The organism is Caballeronia sp. LZ008, assembly GCF_031451435.1.
Taxonomy (GTDB): Bacteria; Pseudomonadota; Gammaproteobacteria; order Burkholderiales; family Burkholderiaceae; genus Caballeronia; species Caballeronia zhejiangensis.
The window spans coordinates 1,015,480-1,031,341 of the sequence record NZ_JARUXK010000004.1; the positions used below are offsets into that span (position 1 = coordinate 1,015,480).

A 15,862-nucleotide genomic window follows, 5' to 3' on the forward strand; every position below is an offset into this window, starting at 1 on the left:
GTTCTTCAAGGCGCTGCAATGTTCTTGCTGCAGATGGGTTGCGCTAGGCTTTTCTGATCTTAGAAGAGATCGCCCGTTTTTCCCAACTCAGAGATTGTCTCAATCTGTCACATCGATGCGCGTGACAAATCCAAGTGTTTTTTGCGTTCGAACAATGAACCGCATCTTTTTGAGACGAGCAACGACGTCGACCCGATCTGCTAAGGACTGTAGATAGTCGCTTTGCGCGGCCATGTCCATCATTTCGAGATGAACGAGGTGTTGCTCATTTGAGCCCGAGGCGCTTGGCGAGGCGATTGAGATTCGCGCGATCCAGACCGAGCTCGCGCGCCGCCGACGCCCAGTTCTGGTTGTGACGCTTCAACGCGTCGAGGATGAGCGTGCGTTCGTAGGCCGTCACGGCGTCGCGGAAGTCGGCGCCCGGCGTGGGCAGCGGCGCGGCTTCGACGCGCGTCGCGGCATCGGCGGCCAGTGCGGTGTCGCCGGCGAGCGTGAGGTCGGCGGCGGTGAGCGTGAGGATGCGCGGACGTTCGCGATGCGCCGCGAGCGCCTTCAATGCGCTGCGTCCGATCAGATGCTCCAGTTCGCGCACGTTGCCGGGCCAGCGATACGCGAGCAGCGCGGCTTGCGCATCGGCGGAAAGACGCAGGCTCAGGAGGCCGAGGCGCGAGCGGTTCTCTTCGAGAAAGTAGCCGGCGAGCAGCAAGACGTCGCGTCCGCGTTCGCGCAACGGCGGCACGACGAGCGGATACACCGACAGCCGATGATAGAAGTCCGCGCGAAAGCGCCCTTCACGCACTTCCTCGGCGAGATCGCGATTGGTGGCGGCAATGAGCCGCACGTCGACCTTGTGCTCGCTGTCCGAGCCGATCCGCTGCAACTGGCCGTTCTGAAGCACGCGCAGCAGCTTGGCCTGCACGGGCAGCGGCAGCTCGCCGACTTCATCGAGAAAGAGCGTGCCGCCATCGGCGAGTTCGAACTTCCCGCGCCGGTCCGACGACGCGCCCGAAAACGCACCGCGCACATGCCCGAAGAGCTCGCTTTCGACGAGCGTATCGGGCAGCGCCGCGCAATTCAGGCTGACGAGCGGTTTGTCGGCGCGCGGCGAAAGCGCGTGAATCTCGCTCGCGACGAGCTCCTTGCCGACGCCCGTCTCGCCGGTGATGAGCACGGTCAGATCGCTCGACGCGACGATCGCAATCTCTTCCTGCAAGCGGTTATGCGGCTCGCTGCTGCCGATCATTTCGCGCCTTCGCGGCCCGCTCGCCTGCCGATACACCTCCGCACGCTGACGCTCGGCCTCGCTCGATTTCGCGAGCGCATCGATGCGCTCGGCGACGCTCACGGTCGCCGCCGCGAGACTCAAGAACGCCTGCAGCGAAGCCATGTCGATGCCGTCGAAGCGCGCGGGATCGAGCGCGTCGAGCGTCAGCAAGCCCCACGCGCGCCCGTTGATGACGAGCGGGCAGCCGAGACAATCGTGCACCTCCAGATCGCCGCTCACGCCCTTGACCAGTCCGTCGTAGGGATCGGGCAAGTCAGAGCCGGCGGCGAAGCGCGTCGGTTCAGCGCGCGCGAGAATGCGTGCGAACCGCGGATGCTCGCTCACGCGAAAGCGCCGGCCGAGCGTATCGCCCGAAAGACCGTCGATGGCGAGCGGCACGAGCGTGTCGCCGTCGAGCCGCAAGAGCGCGGACGCATCGCTCGGAAACAGCGCGCGCGATGTGTGCAGCAAACGGCGGTAGCGCTCGGTGTCGGGCATCTCGCTCGACAGGTCCTCGATAAGCGGAACGAGCGCATCGAGCAGCACGCGTGAAGTCATTGCGACTACGTCAGCAGTCCTTTTGACTAGAGTCGAATCGACCATGTTTGATAATAAACGATTGATTTATCGACGATTCTACTCTGGCACGGATCGTGTATGGATTCTGCCGAAGAATTCAGACGCGAAAGCGCCCCGCTTTCGCCTTTATCACACGAGGAAACGAACAATGCTGTCAGCAGAACACCGTGCCATCGTCAAAGCGACCGTTCCCCTTCTGGAAAGCGGCGGCGAAGCCCTCACCACGCACTTCTATAACAAGATGCTCAGCGAGTATCCCGAGGTCCGCCCGATGTTCAACCAGGCGCACCAGGCAAGCGGCGCGCAACCACGCGCGCTCGCCAACGGCGTGCTGATGTACGCACGGCACATCGACGAACTGGAGAAGCTCGGAGGGCTCGTCGGCCAGATCATCAACAAGCACGTCGCGCTGGACATCCAGCCGGAACATTATCCGATCGTCGGACGCTGCCTGCTCGCGTCGATCCGTGAGGTGCTCGGCGCGGAAATCGCCACCGACGCCGTCATCGAGGCGTGGGCCGCGGCCTACGGGCAACTTGCGGATCTGCTGATCGGACTCGAGGAAGGCATCTACAGCGAGCGCGAAAACGCGCCGGGCGGCTGGCGCGGCACGCGGCGTTTCGTCGTCGCGCGCAAGGAGAAGGAAAGCGACGAGATCACGTCCTTTTATCTCGTGCCGGAAGACGGCGGCGCGCTGCTCGACTTCCATCCGGGTCAGTACATCGGCTTGCGCCTGTTCATCGACGGCGAGGAACTGCGCCGCAACTACTCGCTCTCGGCCGCACCGAACGGCCGCGAATATCGCATCAGCGTGAAGCGTGAGGCGAATGGCAAGGTGTCGAATTTCCTGCATGAACACGTCGGCGAAAACAGCGTGCTCGATCTCTATCCGCCCGCAGGCGACTTCAAGCTCGAACACAACGACAAGCCGCTCGTGCTCATCAGCGGCGGGGTCGGCATCACGCCGACGCTCGCGATGCTGCAAGCCGCGCTCAAAACGCAACGCCCGGTGCACTTCATCCACTCGGCGCGGCACGGCGGCGTGCACGCGTTCCGTGCGGCGATCGAGGAACTGGCGGCGCGCCATCCGCAACTGAAGCGCTTCTACTGCTACGAGCACAAGCGCGATGGCGATCTCGAAGCGCACGGCATCGGCTTTGTCGACGAAACGCTGCTCGATACGTGGCTGCCGAAGAACCGCGATGTCGATGCCTACTTCCTCGGGCCGAAGGCGTTCATGAAGGCGGTGAAGAAGCATCTGAAGGCGCTCGGCGTGCCCGAAGCGCAGAGCCGCTACGAGTTCTTCGGCCCGGCCGCCGCGCTCGACTGATTCCGTGCGTGGTGCGGCCCTCTCGACCCGCGGCGCATTTGGCCGCGGTTTTTTTTGCGCGTTCCAGCCTTTGCAAGTGGTTACCTCGATTTTGTAGAAACCGGCCATTTCAAAAGGCCAGCCAGACGCCTAATCTGCTCTTGCCGCGCCGATCTGGCGCACTTTCGGAACCCAGGCAAAGAGGATACGCAAAATGGAACCCCGTCTCGACTTCTACAAAGCCAATCCCGCAGCAATCAAGGCGCTGGTCGGCGTCGAGGAGCGCATCGCGAAGTCCGCGCTCGAGAAATCGCTGACCGAACTGGTACGGCTGCGCGCATCGCAGATCAACGGCTGCGCGTTTTGCGTCGACATGCATACGACCGATGCGCGCAAGGGCGGCGAAACTGATCGGCGGCTGGCGACGGTCGTTGTCTGGCGCGAGACGCCGTTCTTCACCGATCGCGAACGCGCCGCGCTCGAATGGACCGAGGCGTTGACGCTGGTGTCGCAAGACCACGTACCCGATGCCGTGTGGGAAGCCGTGAAGCCCCATTTCAGCGACGATGAAATTGTCGACCTGACGCTGCTCGTTTCCGCGATCAATAGCTGGAACCGTTTCGCGATCGCTTTCCGCAAGCTGCCGGCGTGAGGGCATCGACATGAGAAAGCGCGAAATTCTCGTGCTGGCGGCCGCGCTGATGATCGGTGCAGCGAGCGCCGGCGCGCACGACGCGGCGGGCGCGGAACTCGTCACGCCGATGATCAAGCAGGCCGTGCCGGAAGTGGCCGGCAAGAACGTGCTGATGGCGACCGTCTCGTACAAGCCGGGACAGTCGTCGGAGGCGCACATGCATCCGGGGTCGATCTTCGCTTACGTGCTGGAGGGCCGCGTGACATCGCAGCTCGAAGGCGGAAGCGCGAAGACGTATGGCCCCGGCGAATCGTGGTACGAACCGCCGGGCGCGCATCACATCGTGTCGAAGAATGCGAGCGCGACGAAGCCGGCAAAGCTGCTCGTGTTCGCGATCGTCGGCGATGGCGATCCGGTCAAGCAGCCGATCCCGCATTGAGGACAACATGAAGATCGCAGAACCCGACACCGTTTTCATCGCGACGCCGCAGAAGCGTTCGCCGGAGCATCGGCCGCGTTCCGCGCTGTTCGACCTCGGCTTCAGGCCGTTCTATCTGTGCGGCGCGGCGTTCGGCGCGCTCTCGGTGACGGTGTGGCTACTGGTGCTGTCGGGCGTGCCGCTCTTCGGCGGCTATCTGCTGCGCGCGGATCCGGTCGCTTGGCACGCGCACGAGATGGTGTTCGGGTTCGCGGCGGCGATCGTCGCCGGCTTTCTGCTGACGGCCGTGCGCGCGTGGACGGGACGCGACACGGCCAAGGGCGCGACACTCGCATCGCTCGTGCTGCTGTGGCTCGCCGGGCGCGTGCTCGTGTGGAGCGGCCCGGCGCTGCCGGCGGCGATCGTCGATAGCGCGTTCCTGCCGGTCGCCGCGATTCTGCTGCTGCGGGTGCTCGTCGAGGCGGGCAACCGGCGCAACTACTTCATCGCGGTCGTTGTGTTCGCGTTCGGCGCGCTGAACGCCGCGTTCCACGCGTTCGCGATCGACGCGCGCCCCGATCTCGCGATGCGCGCGGTGTGTGCGTCGGCGGGCATCGTCGTGTTGCTCGTCGGCGTGATCGGCGGACGCGTGATCCCGATGTTCACCGCCAATGCAATGCCCGGTTTCATCGCACGGCGCTGGCGCTTCGTCGAGTTGATGGCCGCGCCGCTCACGATCGCGGCGTTTGTCGCGGACGCCTTCGCGCTCGATGGCGCGATCGTCGCGCCGATCGCCTTGCTGGCCTGCGGCGTGCATCTCGCGCGGATGATCGGCTGGCGCTCGTACGCGGTGCGCGGCCGGCCGATTCTCGCGATCCTGCATCTCGCTTATGCGTGGCTGCCGCTCGGCTTCGCACTGCTCGCGCTGTCGGCGCTCGGATGGACACGCGTGCCGCACAGTCTCGCGATGCATGCGTTCGCGGCTGGCGCGATCGGCGGCGCGATCATCGCGATGATCACGCGCACCGCGCGCGGGCATACCGGACGGCCGCTCGTCGCGGACACGCGCGATGTCGCGTGCTACGCGCTCGTGATGTCAGCGGGCGCACTGCGCGTGCTCGGGCCGCTCGTCGCGCCTTCGTGGCATTCGACGTGGGTCTTTGCGGCTGGGTCGTGCTGGGTTCTTGCGTTCGGGCTCTACGTCGCCGCTTATGCCGCGCCGCTCTTCAAGCCGCGCGCGGATGGCAAGCCAGGTTGAGACGGCGACGGATTTTGACATCGGGAAGCGAGGGTTCCGCGAGAATCGCGTCCGGCTTTCCCGATTCCGATTCCGATCCCGCCATGAAGCACCTTCGTTCTCTTTGCGCCGCGGCGACGCTCATCGCCGCTTTGCTCGCCCTTTCCGGCTGCGGCCTCTTCGGATGCAGCGGCTTTGCCACCAACGGCGGCGGCTTCGGCGGCTGCAGCGTCGGCACGCGGTTCTGATTCGATGGCGCGAGGCGGGCGACAAGCCGGGTCGCAAGGATCATCGTCATCACAGCGCAACGCCGCCCGCGGCCTTCGCCTTTTTGGCGCCCGAATACCTCGCCTTCAATCCGAGCGCCTGCTTCTCGATCAAATACCAAGAGAGCGCGCCCGCGAGCCAGGAACCGGGCAGCGCGATCAGCATCATCTGTAGCGCGGAGCCGTCCGGATAGAAGTGATTCACGACCTGCTGAATCGGCCAGCCATAGAGATAGATCCCGTACGAATAGTCTTCGATGGGTCCGAGATTGAGCTTTGGCGCGAAGGCGATCATGAACACGCCATAGGCAATCACCGCGCCGCAGGCAATCTCGAACGCCGGCTGACGGTAGGAAAGCACCGCCGCAAGCAGCAGCGCGAAGAGACCCTGGCGGTTCAGCGGGATGAAATCCCGGTTGACGTAGAGAAAGACACCAGCGGCGAAAAACACGGCAACGCGAAGGTTGGACGGATCGCCCGTGATGAACGGCATGTACGTCGGCGCGAAGAGTCCGATCGCGACCAGGGCGGCGATGCAGAGGTTAGCGACCCATCGACTGCGAAGCGCGCCGAGCGCGCCGAACACCAGTACCAGGACGTAAAGCCGGACCTCGACCCAGATGCTCCACAGCGTTCCGTTCACGGCGTTCCGCGCGTGATTGTCCGCGAAGACGCCGGGCAAGCGCTCGGCATACTCATACAGAGAGGCGTTGCGCCAGACAAAGCCGTACGTCTCGGGTGACTCGAAGTAGATTCCGCGCGAAAGCGTCGTCAACGACGGTCCGAGCACGAAGGCGAGCAGCGCCATGCAAACGACCAGCGCCGGGAACAGACGCAGGGCGCGCGAGATGACGAAGTCTTTCACGCTGTGCCGACGATCGAAGCTGAACGTGATGAGAAATCCGCTGATGACGAAAAAGATATGCAGACCGAGATCGCCCGAATATCGGTAATGCAGGATCGACGTCGTGAAATCTCTGAGACCGTTGGTCGTGGCGGCAAGCGCGAACGAATGCCCATAGACAACGAGCGAAGCGGCGATAAGACGCAACAGCAGGAAATTATTACTGTCCTCTCGGCCGTTCTTATTAAAAGCTTGTCCCAGCGTTCTCATGAATGCCGCCTATGTGGAAGGCGGAATTGTAACGCGGTGTGACACAAATTAATAAGTTGCCGAAGCGGCGGCCCGTTTGACCCGCTCCCTTCTCCGCGCGGCTTCAGCCGAAGACGCGCGGAGAGGACCTTCACACGAGCACTGCTCGGCCACGAACCGGCACAAGGACGTTCGCGGACGACAGTGAAAACCAGGCTAATTTCAGGAAGATATCTGGTTCGTTTTGGTTAGCCCTTGTTGCATGAGACTTTGCTGGGTCTGCGAATGTGCATTGCGCATCGGCTTCAGCACGAAAAGCGCGAGCAGCGCCGATATCGCCGCCATCCCCGCCGCAAGCATGAACACGGCGTGCCAGCTGCCGGTCATCGTCGTGATGACGCTCGAGAACGGCACCAGCAACGCCGCCGTGCCCTTCGCCGTGTACAGCAGGCCCGCGTTCGTCGCCGCGAACTTCGGACCGAAGGTATCGCCGCACGTCGCCGGGAAGAGACTGTAGATTTCGCCCCACGCGAAGAACACGATGCCCGTCAGCACGACAAACGCGATCGGGCTATGCCCGTACTTCGACAACGCGACGATGCCCACCGCCTCGATCGCGAACGCGACGAACATCGTGTTTTCACGTCCGATGCGATCCGAGACCCAACCGAAGAACGGCCGCGTCAGACCGTTGAGCACGCGGTCGATCGTGAGCGCGAAGGTCAGCGCGGGCAAGGTCAAGCCGAGTATCGACACGGGCGAATCGTGCAAGCCGAAGTCCTTCGCGATCGGACCGAGCTGCGCGGTCGCCATCAGGCCGCCGGCGGCCATCATCACGAACATCAGATACATGACCCAGAAGATCGGCGACTGCAGCACCTGCTTCGGACTCGCGTTGTAGACCGCGGCCTTGACCGTGCTCTTCACCGTCGCGAGCAACTGCGCGGGCGGCGCATAGAGCGCCATGCCGAGCAGGAAGACCACGAGGCCCTGGCCGAGACCGAACCACAGGAACGTCGCTTCATAGCCGCTCGATTTGATCATGTGCGCGATCGGCACGACGGTCGCGGCGGAACCCATCCCGAAGCCTGCCGCCGTGATGCCCGCAGCAAGTCCGCGCCGCGTCGGGAACCACTTGAGCGCGTTGCCGACGCACGTGCCGTACACCGCGCCCGCACCCACGCCACCGACCGCCGCGGCGAAGTACAGAAGCGGCAGCGACGACGCCACCGAGTTGATCGCCCACGCGATCGCGCATAGCAGCCCGCCACCGACCACCACCGGCCTTGGACCGTACTTGTCGACGAGATAACCCTCGATAGGCACGAGCCATGTCTCCGTCACGACGAAGATCGTAAACGCCACCTGAATGGCCGCGCGGCCCCAGTGGTACTTCTCGTCGATCGGATTGACGAAGAGCGTCCAGCCGTACTGCATGTTCGCGATCATCGCCATGCAAATCACGCCGAAAACCAACTGCACCCACGGCGACGCGAGGCGCGACGCCTTGTCATCGCGGCCCATCTGGTTCATTCCCATGCCTGTCTCCTTGGCAAATATGCCTTGTGTATGCGGACGTCGAACGACGCCTCCCGCGACGCCCATTCATGCTGCGCGCATATACACAGTATGTGATATATCAAGTAAGTCAAGCGAAAGAAATGGCGGGGTTTTCACTTAGAGGATGAAACGGTGTAAGCGCATGAAAGCTGCAGTGGGCGCGGATCGTACAGACGAAAAAAAGCCCGGCAGAGGGAGACCTGCCGGGCGATGAGCGTGGGCGAGACATGGCAATCCGCAGCACGCCCTCTCTTTATAAATGAAAGTTAAACGTAATGTAAACGGGTATTTTTGTAGGGTTTACGCTGCGGTGTTTTTAGGCGTTTTCAGAACACGTTCACGGGGACATTGACCATCAGCCGGTAGACGTCGCTCGTGCCGTCCGGATAGTACGCGCTATTGCTGTGGTGATGCATGTAGTAGAACTTGATCGACGTGTTCTTGAACTTGCCGTCGGGAATCGTGTAGCTCGGGATCACGCCGATTTCGTAGTGCGTACCGCTGATCGGCTTGCCGTTCACCAGATAGTTAGCCGCCTGAGCGCTGTCGCCGTTAGCCATCGCGCTGCCATCCGCGCCCCAGCCGTAAGCACCCCACAACGCGAACTTCGCGCCGGGCAGGCCGTATTCCTTGAGGTTGAGCGAATACGACAGGCTCACCGATTTTTCATGCGGCTGGTTGTAGTCGACATCGAGCGAGTTCGACAGATAATCGCCCGCAGATTGCCCCATGTAGTCGAACGTCTGATCGCTCACGATCTGCTGGAACGCGAACTGCACCGTATGCGCGCCGTGCGTGCCGGCGAGCGCGAGCGAATACGCGTTATTGTTGATCGACCCTTGACGCTTGTCGCCGATCGCGCCGGTGTAGTAGTAGTTCAACGAACCCGTCCAGCGGATGCTCTTCGGATCGCCGATGCTCTGCGTCGCCGTCAGGTAGTACTGCTGCCATACGTTGTTCGCGACGCTGCCGTAGAGCGAGACGGCCGTATCGTCACCGTGTGTCCAGTCGCCGCCGAAGTACGTGAACTGCGAGACGTGCGTGCCGCCGTATTCCGTCGTGAGGCCGGTGACGGTCGTCATGCCGCGCGCGATCACGCCATCGACCGTGCCGGCCTTGAGCGTCAGGTTCTTGATCTCGTCGCTGGCAAGCGAGAAGCCGCGATACGTCGGCGGCAACGCGCGGTTGTCGTGCGGCACGAGGAACGGGTTATCGAAGAGTTGCTGACCGTATTTAAGCACCGTGTTCGACACGCGCGCCTTCACGTCCCACACGCCCGGATACGCCCACGCGAGCTGGTTCGCGCCGCTCGGGTCGCCGCTCGAGGAAACGTGCACGCGATTGCCCGCGCCCTGCCCGCCGTTCAGCTTGAACGCACCGAAGAGCGACACGTCCGCACCCACGCCGATCAGCCCTTTCGTATAGCCCGACTCGAACACGGCCTGCGCACCGAGGACCCACGCGTCCTTCTTGCCTGCGCCCTTGAATTCGTCATGCTCTGTGAAGGACCGCATCAACAGATTCAAGTGCGAATCCTCGATGAATCCCTTCGATTTCGCCTGATTGCTGACGGGCGCATCGGCTTCCGTGTTGGGCGGCGAATCCGGTGCCAGCGCCTTTTGACGCGTGAGCAGATCATCGTCGGCGGATGGCTGCTGCGCCTGCGCGGCCTGCGTCGGCGCCTGTTGCGCATGTGCCGGAACGGCTGCGGCGATATAAGCGCCGAAAAGCAAAATGGACAATGCCGCTGACGTTTTTTGTTTTTTCATGAAAAGTATCTCCACTGACTCGACCCGCAAACAACATGAAATGAACAACTAGAAAGGATTCCGAATTACCTGATGAAGTGAACCGTACCCGTCGATCGCGAAGGATCGGCACGAACGGTCCGTTCAGGGACGCGCTAGTAAAAGAGAAAGTGTCCCTTTACGCCGGGGCCATCACGCATACAGACAGGCGGCCGACGAACTCTCACCAAGCGCGCGCAACACCGGTACTTCGCGTGCGCAACGCGCGTCGGCCATCGGACAGCGCGTATGAAACACGCAGCCCGAAGGCGGATCGATCGGGCTCGGAATGTCGCCCGACAGAATCTGCACGGTCTTTGCGCGCTCGACGGCCGGATCGGGTACCGGTACCGCCGACAGCAACGCCCGCGTATACGGATGACGCGGCGTGTCATAGAGCGCGTGCTTCTCCGCGAGCTCCATCACGCGGCCGAGATACATCACCATCACGCGATCGGAGATGTGCCGCACCACGGCCAGATCGTGCGCGATGAAGATAAGCGCGAGCTTCATCTCTTTTTGCAGCGACTTCAGCAGATTGACGATCTGCGCCTGAATCGATACATCGAGCGCGGACACCGGTTCATCGCAGATGACGAGCTTCGGCTCGACGATCAGCGCCCGCGCAATGCCAATGCGCTGACACTGCCCGCCCGAAAACTCGTGCGGATAGCGGTTGATCATCTGCTCGCGCAGACCGACCTTGGCCATCATCGCGCGCACGCGTTCTTCGACTTCGCGCGTGTTCATGCCCGGCCGATGCTCGACGAGCGGCTCCGCGATGATCTGCCCGATCGTCATACGCGGATCGAGCGATGCGAGCGGGTCCTGAAAGATCATCTGCACGTCGCCGCGCACGCGATGCCATTCACGCGTCGAAGCGCCCGACAAGCGCGCGCCCATCCACACGATGTCGCCGCTCGTCGCGGGAATGAGATTGAGGATCGCGCGCGACAACGTGGACTTGCCGCAACCCGATTCGCCGACGACGCCGAGCGTCTCGCCCGCCTTGAGATCGAAGCTCACGCCGTCGACGGCCTTTAGCGTGCGGCGCGCCGCCCACGGCAGACGGTTCTTCGGCTTCACCTGAAAATGCACGCGCATGTCGCGCACGGAGAGAATCGGCGCGTCAGACATGGCTCGCTTCCTTCTTGATCAGATGAACCGGACGATGACAGGCCCGCAGCCAGCCCGGTCCGATCGCCTTGAGCGCGGGCGCATCGACGGCGCATTCATCGCTTGCATCGGCGCATCGTTCGTGGAACGGACAGCCCGCCGGCGGATGGGCCATGTTCGGCGGATTGCCGGGGATGCCGGTCAGCTCGCCGCCGTCGTGATCGAGACGCGGCAACGCGCGCAATAGGCCGACCGTGTACGGATGCGAAGGCTGCGCGAACAACGTGTTCGCATCGCACTGCTCCATCACACGCCCGCCGTACATCACCATGACTTTTTCGCACAAGCCGGCGACGACGCCGAGATCGTGCGTGATCAATACGATCGACGTGCCGAAGTCATGCTGGAGATTGCGCAACAATTGCAGAATCTGCGCTTGCACGGTGACGTCGAGTGCGGTGGTCGGCTCGTCGGCGAACAGCACTTCGGGCTCGCACAGCAACGCCATTGCGATCATCACCCGCTGACGCATGCCGCCCGACAACTCGTGCGGATACTGCCCGATGCGATGCGCGGCCTCGGGAATGCGCACGGCTTCGAGCATCGAGATTGCGCGCTTCTTCGCTTCGCGGCGCGTGACGTTCTTGTGCAGTTCGAGCACTTCGGTCATCTGCCGCTCGATCGTGAGATACGGATTGAGCGAGCTCATCGGATCCTGGAAGATCATCGACAGGCGATTGCCGCGGATGCGGTTCATCGCGCGATTCGTCATGCCGATGAGATTCTCGCCGCGATACATCGCGCGTCCGCTCGCGCGCCCATTCGATGCGAGCAGGCCCAGCATCGCGAGCACGCTCTGGCTCTTGCCCGAGCCCGACTCGCCGACGATGCCGAGCGTCTCGCCCTCTTCCAGCGTGAAATTCACGCCGTTGACGGCGCGCACGGCGGCGTCGTGCGTCCTGAATTCGACTTGCAGATCGTTGACTTCGAGTAGCGGCATGGCTCACCTGTCCTTCGGATCGAGCGCGTCGCGCAGCCCGTCGCCGACAAAGTTGATGCAGTAAAGCGTGATCGAGAGCAGCGCCGCCGGGAACAGCAGAATCCACGGCGACGACTCCATCACGCCGACGCCGTCTTGAATCAGCACGCCCCAGCTCGTCATCGGTTCCTGCACGCCGAGGCCGAGGAACGACAGCACGGATTCCGTGAGGATGACGGCAGGCACGGTGACAGTCGTATAGATCGCGACGATGCCGAGCAGATTCGGCACCACATGCCGCGCGATGATGCGCCGCGTCGGCACGCCGATCGCGCGCGCCGCTTCGACATATTCCTTGGAGCGGATCGACAGCGTCTGGCCGCGCACGACGCGCGCCATGTCCATCCACGAAAAGATCGTGATGGTGATGACGACGAGATAGAACTCGCGGCCGAGCAGCGTCACCATCAGAATCGCGATGAGCAGATACGGAATCGCGTACATCATGTCGACGATACGCATCATCGCGTTATCGACGCGTCCGCCGACGAAGCCCGCGACCGCGCCCCACAGGATGCCGAGCGTCACCGACGTGAGCGTGGCGAGTGCGCCGATCATCAGGGACACGCGCCCGCCGATCAGGCAGCGCACGAGCAGATCGCGGCCAGTGTCGTCGGTGCCGAACAGATGCCAGTTGGCGAGCGTCGGCGCGACGCTCGTCGCGTTCCAGTCGGTCGAATCGAATTCGTTCGGCAACAACCACGGTCCGACGATGCACGCGAGCGTGATCAGCACGAGCAGCACGAGACTCACGACCGCCGCCTTGTTGCGCAGGAAACGCGCGCGCGCGTCCTGCCACGGGCTGCGGCCGGCGACCGCCCTTTCGAGCATCGGTGCAAGAGAAGCAGATTTCATCGCGCGCCCTTTCAGTAACGAATCTTCGGATCGAGCCACGCATACGCGAGATCGACCAGCAGGTTGAGCAGCACGGCCACCACCGTGACGAGCACGACGAGTCCGAGCACGAGCGTGTAATCGCGATTGGCCGCGCCGTTCACGATCAGCTTGCCGATGCCCGGCAGCGAGAACACCGATTCCGTGACGACCGCCGCCGTGATCGACGAGATCGCGAGCGGGCCGATCACCGAGACGACAGGAATGAGCGTCGGCTTCAGCGCATGGCGCAGCACGATGGTGCGCATCGGCAAGCCTTTCGCGCGCGCGGTGCGGATGTAGTTCGTGTTCAGCACTTCGATCAGACTCGCGCGCGTCACGCGGCCGACCGTGGCGACGTTGATCATCACGAGCAGCGCGACGGGCAGCGCCATATAGCGCAACTGGAAGTCGTTCCAGCCGCCCGCGGGCAGCCACTTGAGCAGGATCGCGAAGACGAGGATCAACACCGGCCCGAGCACGAACGACGGGAACGCATTGCCCGCGTTGCTGGCGAGCATCAGCACATAGTCCGCGATGCTATTGCGGCGCAGTGCCGCGGCGATGCCGAGCGCGACGCCGATCACGATGGCAAGCAGCATCGACACGCCGCCGATCGTCAGCGACACCGGCAGCGCACGAAGCACGAGATCGTTCACGCTCCAGTCGGCATAACGGAACGACGCACCGAGATCGCCGTGCAGAAGGTCTCGAAGATAGAACACATACTGCTTCCACAGCGGCTCGTCGAGGTGATACTTCGCCTGCAGATTCGCGAGCACTTCCGCCGGAATCTTGCGCTCGCCATCGAACGGACCGCCCGGCGTTGCGTGCAGGAGCAGATAGCAGATCGTCACGACGATCAGCAGCGTCGGCAGCGTGAGCAACACGCGCCGCAAGGTATAGGACCACATGAAAGGCTCCTTGCCGTCAGTGCTTGACGATGTAGAGATCCTTGCTGCCGTAATGATCCATCGGATTCTTCAGCGAGTATCCGCCGACGTAGCTCTTCACGAGGCGCGGCAGGCCGTATTGCAGGAGCGGCAGCATCGGATAGTCGTCCATTACGATCTTCGCGGCCTGCGTCTGCAACTGCGTGCGCTTGGCTTGATCCGTGGTTTCGCCGGCTTCCTTGATGAGCGCGTCGGCCTTCGGGTTGCAGCTGAAATTGTCGTTCTGCTCCGACTTGCATTGCACGAGCGTGAGGAAGGTCGTCGCGTCGTTGTAATCGGCGACCCAGCCGTTGCGTGCGATCTGATAGTCGCCTTCATGGCGCTTCTTCAACAGCACCTTGAACTCCATCGATTCGATGTCCATCGTGAGGCCGAGCTTCGACTTCCATTCCGATGCGACGAAGATCGCCATCTTCTTGTTGTAATCGCTCGTGTTCATCGCGAATCGCAGCTTCGTCCCGGGCTTCACGCCCGCCTGTTCGAGCAGCTTCTTGGCTTCCTCGACCCGCTTGGCCATCGGCCACGTCGCCCATTCGTAGTTCGACACGTCGGCGCCGCTCACGCCCTTCGGCAGCAGGCCGTAAAGCGGCGTCTGACCATCGGCGGTCACGCGTTGCGCGAGCAGGTCGCGGTCGATGACCATCGAGAGCGCCTTGCGCACGCGCACGTCCTTCAGCAGCGGATCGCGATTGTTGAAGCTGTAGTAGCGCGTGCCGAGAATCAGCGAGTTGCGGATGTCCTTCGGGAACTGCTGGCTGTACTTCGCATAGGTGCCGGTCGGAAGCTGATACGTCATGTCGTTCTCGCCGGACTGGAACAGCTTGACGTCGGTGTTCTCGTCTTCGACCGGCAGATACGTGACTTGCGTCAGTTGAACGTTCGCCTTGTCCCAGTAGTTCGCGTTCTTCGTCAGCACGAGCTTGCTGTTGACCTGCCAGTCCTTCAACTGGAACGCGCCGTTGCTGACGATGTTGCCCGGCTTCGTCCATTCCTTGCCGAATTTCTCGATCGTCGCGCGATGCACCGGCCCGAGGTTCGGATTCGACATCAGTTCCGGCAGGAACGGCACGGGTCCGGCGGTCTTGATTTCGACGGTGCTCGCGTCGATGGCGCGCACCCCGAGCGCGCTCGCCGGCTTCTTGCCCGCGGCGATATCCGCGCCGTTCAGCAGGAACGGGCCGTACACGCTCGCATACGACGACGCCGTTTTCGGGTCGAGGAAGCGCTGGCAGCCGTACACGAAATCGTTTGCGGTGACGGCGTCGCCATTGGACCAGCGGGCGTTCTTGCGCAGATGGAAAATCCAGGTCGTCGCGTCCTTCTGTTCCCATTTTTCCGCGACACCGGGCACGACCGTGCCGTCCGAATTCGTCGCGGTCAGGCTCTCGAACAGGTCGCGCGAGACGTTGGCCGCCACCACGGTTTCGACCAGCGCCGGATCGAGCGTCTCGACCTCCGAGCCGTTGTTGCGCACGAGTTCCTGCTTCGCGGCGAGCGCAACACCCGGCGGCACGATGGCGGCCGACGCGTTCAGCGCGGAGAACGCGAGCAGCGCCGCGGCGGCGGCGAGTTTCGTGCGTTGGATCGATGCGTGGGGAACGGCAAAAAACGTCATGGGGAATCCTCTTTCCTGTCTCGTTTATCGATTGTTGCCTTTCGCCGGGCTTTCGGAATTTGGCAGTCCTTCGTGTAGCGGATCGTTTATCGCCGTTGGGATAAACAAAGCAGCTTCAA

14 protein-coding genes are annotated in these 15,862 nt (G+C 62.8%); 5 read left to right on the top strand and 9 right to left on the bottom strand.

Features of this window, described 5'->3' with window-relative positions; translation table 11 throughout:
• Nucleotides 1–265: 265 nt before the first annotated feature.
• Nucleotides 266–1,867 (bottom strand): nitric oxide reductase transcriptional regulator NorR, encoded by a 1,602-nt coding sequence (norR, locus tag QCE49_RS29695; protein WP_250456809.1) that lies wholly within the window; start codon nt 1,865–1,867, stop codon nt 266–268.
• A gap of 124 nt (nt 1,868–1,991) precedes the next feature.
• Between norR and hmpA the strand changes: the two genes are divergently transcribed.
• From hmpA to QCE49_RS29720, 5 genes are all read left to right on the top strand, one after another.
• Nucleotides 1,992–3,173, top strand: a complete 1,182-nt coding sequence (gene hmpA / locus QCE49_RS29700) for an NO-inducible flavohemoprotein (RefSeq protein WP_008353194.1) — start codon at nt 1,992–1,994, stop codon at nt 3,171–3,173.
• A 193-nt stretch (nt 3,174–3,366) separates the two neighbouring features.
• The gene (locus tag QCE49_RS29705) at nt 3,367–3,804 is read left to right on the top strand and encodes a carboxymuconolactone decarboxylase family protein (RefSeq protein ID WP_008353193.1); all 438 of its coding nucleotides are present in this window, start codon (nt 3,367–3,369) and stop codon (nt 3,802–3,804) included.
• A gap of 10 nt (nt 3,805–3,814) precedes the next feature.
• The gene (locus QCE49_RS29710; RefSeq protein WP_008353191.1) at nt 3,815–4,225 is read left to right on the top strand and encodes a cupin domain-containing protein; all 411 of its coding nucleotides are present in this window, start codon (nt 3,815–3,817) and stop codon (nt 4,223–4,225) included.
• A 7-nt stretch (nt 4,226–4,232) separates the two neighbouring features.
• On the top strand, nt 4,233–5,462 hold the full coding sequence (locus QCE49_RS29715; protein WP_250456810.1) for an NnrS family protein: 1,230 nt from the start codon (nt 4,233–4,235) through the stop codon (nt 5,460–5,462).
• An 83-nt stretch (nt 5,463–5,545) separates the two neighbouring features.
• The gene (locus QCE49_RS29720) at nt 5,546–5,689 is read left to right on the top strand and encodes a hypothetical protein (protein WP_167561851.1); all 144 of its coding nucleotides are present in this window, start codon (nt 5,546–5,548) and stop codon (nt 5,687–5,689) included.
• A 49-nt stretch (nt 5,690–5,738) separates the two neighbouring features.
• On the opposite strand, the gene QCE49_RS29725 is transcribed toward QCE49_RS29720, so the two are convergent.
• The 8 genes from QCE49_RS29725 to QCE49_RS29760 form a co-directional block, all read right to left on the bottom strand.
• Complete coding sequence (locus QCE49_RS29725) at nt 5,739–6,821, bottom strand: acyltransferase (protein ID WP_250456811.1); 1,083 nt, start codon at nt 6,819–6,821, stop codon at nt 5,739–5,741.
• A 201-nt stretch (nt 6,822–7,022) separates the two neighbouring features.
• Nucleotides 7,023–8,339, bottom strand: coding sequence for an oxalate/formate MFS antiporter (oxlT, locus tag QCE49_RS29730; RefSeq protein ID WP_008353183.1), 1,317 nt, complete (start codon nt 8,337–8,339; stop codon nt 7,023–7,025).
• 347 nt (nt 8,340–8,686) lie between these two features.
• On the bottom strand, nt 8,687–10,129 hold the full coding sequence (locus tag QCE49_RS29735; protein ID WP_008353181.1) for an OprD family outer membrane porin: 1,443 nt from the start codon (nt 10,127–10,129) through the stop codon (nt 8,687–8,689).
• A 171-nt stretch (nt 10,130–10,300) separates the two neighbouring features.
• On the bottom strand, nt 10,301–11,284 hold the full coding sequence (oppF, locus tag QCE49_RS29740; RefSeq protein ID WP_250456812.1) for a murein tripeptide/oligopeptide ABC transporter ATP binding protein OppF: 984 nt from the start codon (nt 11,282–11,284) through the stop codon (nt 10,301–10,303).
• The gene (locus QCE49_RS29745; protein WP_175979411.1) at nt 11,277–12,263 is read right to left on the bottom strand and encodes an ABC transporter ATP-binding protein; all 987 of its coding nucleotides are present in this window, start codon (nt 12,261–12,263) and stop codon (nt 11,277–11,279) included. Before QCE49_RS29745 ends, oppF begins: the two co-directional genes overlap by 8 nt.
• Nucleotides 12,264–12,266: 3 nt before the next feature.
• Nucleotides 12,267–13,157, bottom strand: coding sequence for an ABC transporter permease subunit (locus tag QCE49_RS29750; RefSeq protein WP_372492481.1), 891 nt, complete (start codon nt 13,155–13,157; stop codon nt 12,267–12,269).
• A gap of 11 nt (nt 13,158–13,168) precedes the next feature.
• Nucleotides 13,169–14,089, bottom strand: a complete 921-nt coding sequence (gene oppB, locus QCE49_RS29755) for an oligopeptide ABC transporter permease OppB (RefSeq protein ID WP_008353177.1) — start codon at nt 14,087–14,089, stop codon at nt 13,169–13,171.
• A 16-nt stretch (nt 14,090–14,105) separates the two neighbouring features.
• Nucleotides 14,106–15,743, bottom strand: a complete 1,638-nt coding sequence (locus tag QCE49_RS29760; RefSeq protein ID WP_008353176.1) for a peptide ABC transporter substrate-binding protein — start codon at nt 15,741–15,743, stop codon at nt 14,106–14,108.
• Between the last annotated feature and the right edge of the window lie 119 nt (nt 15,744–15,862).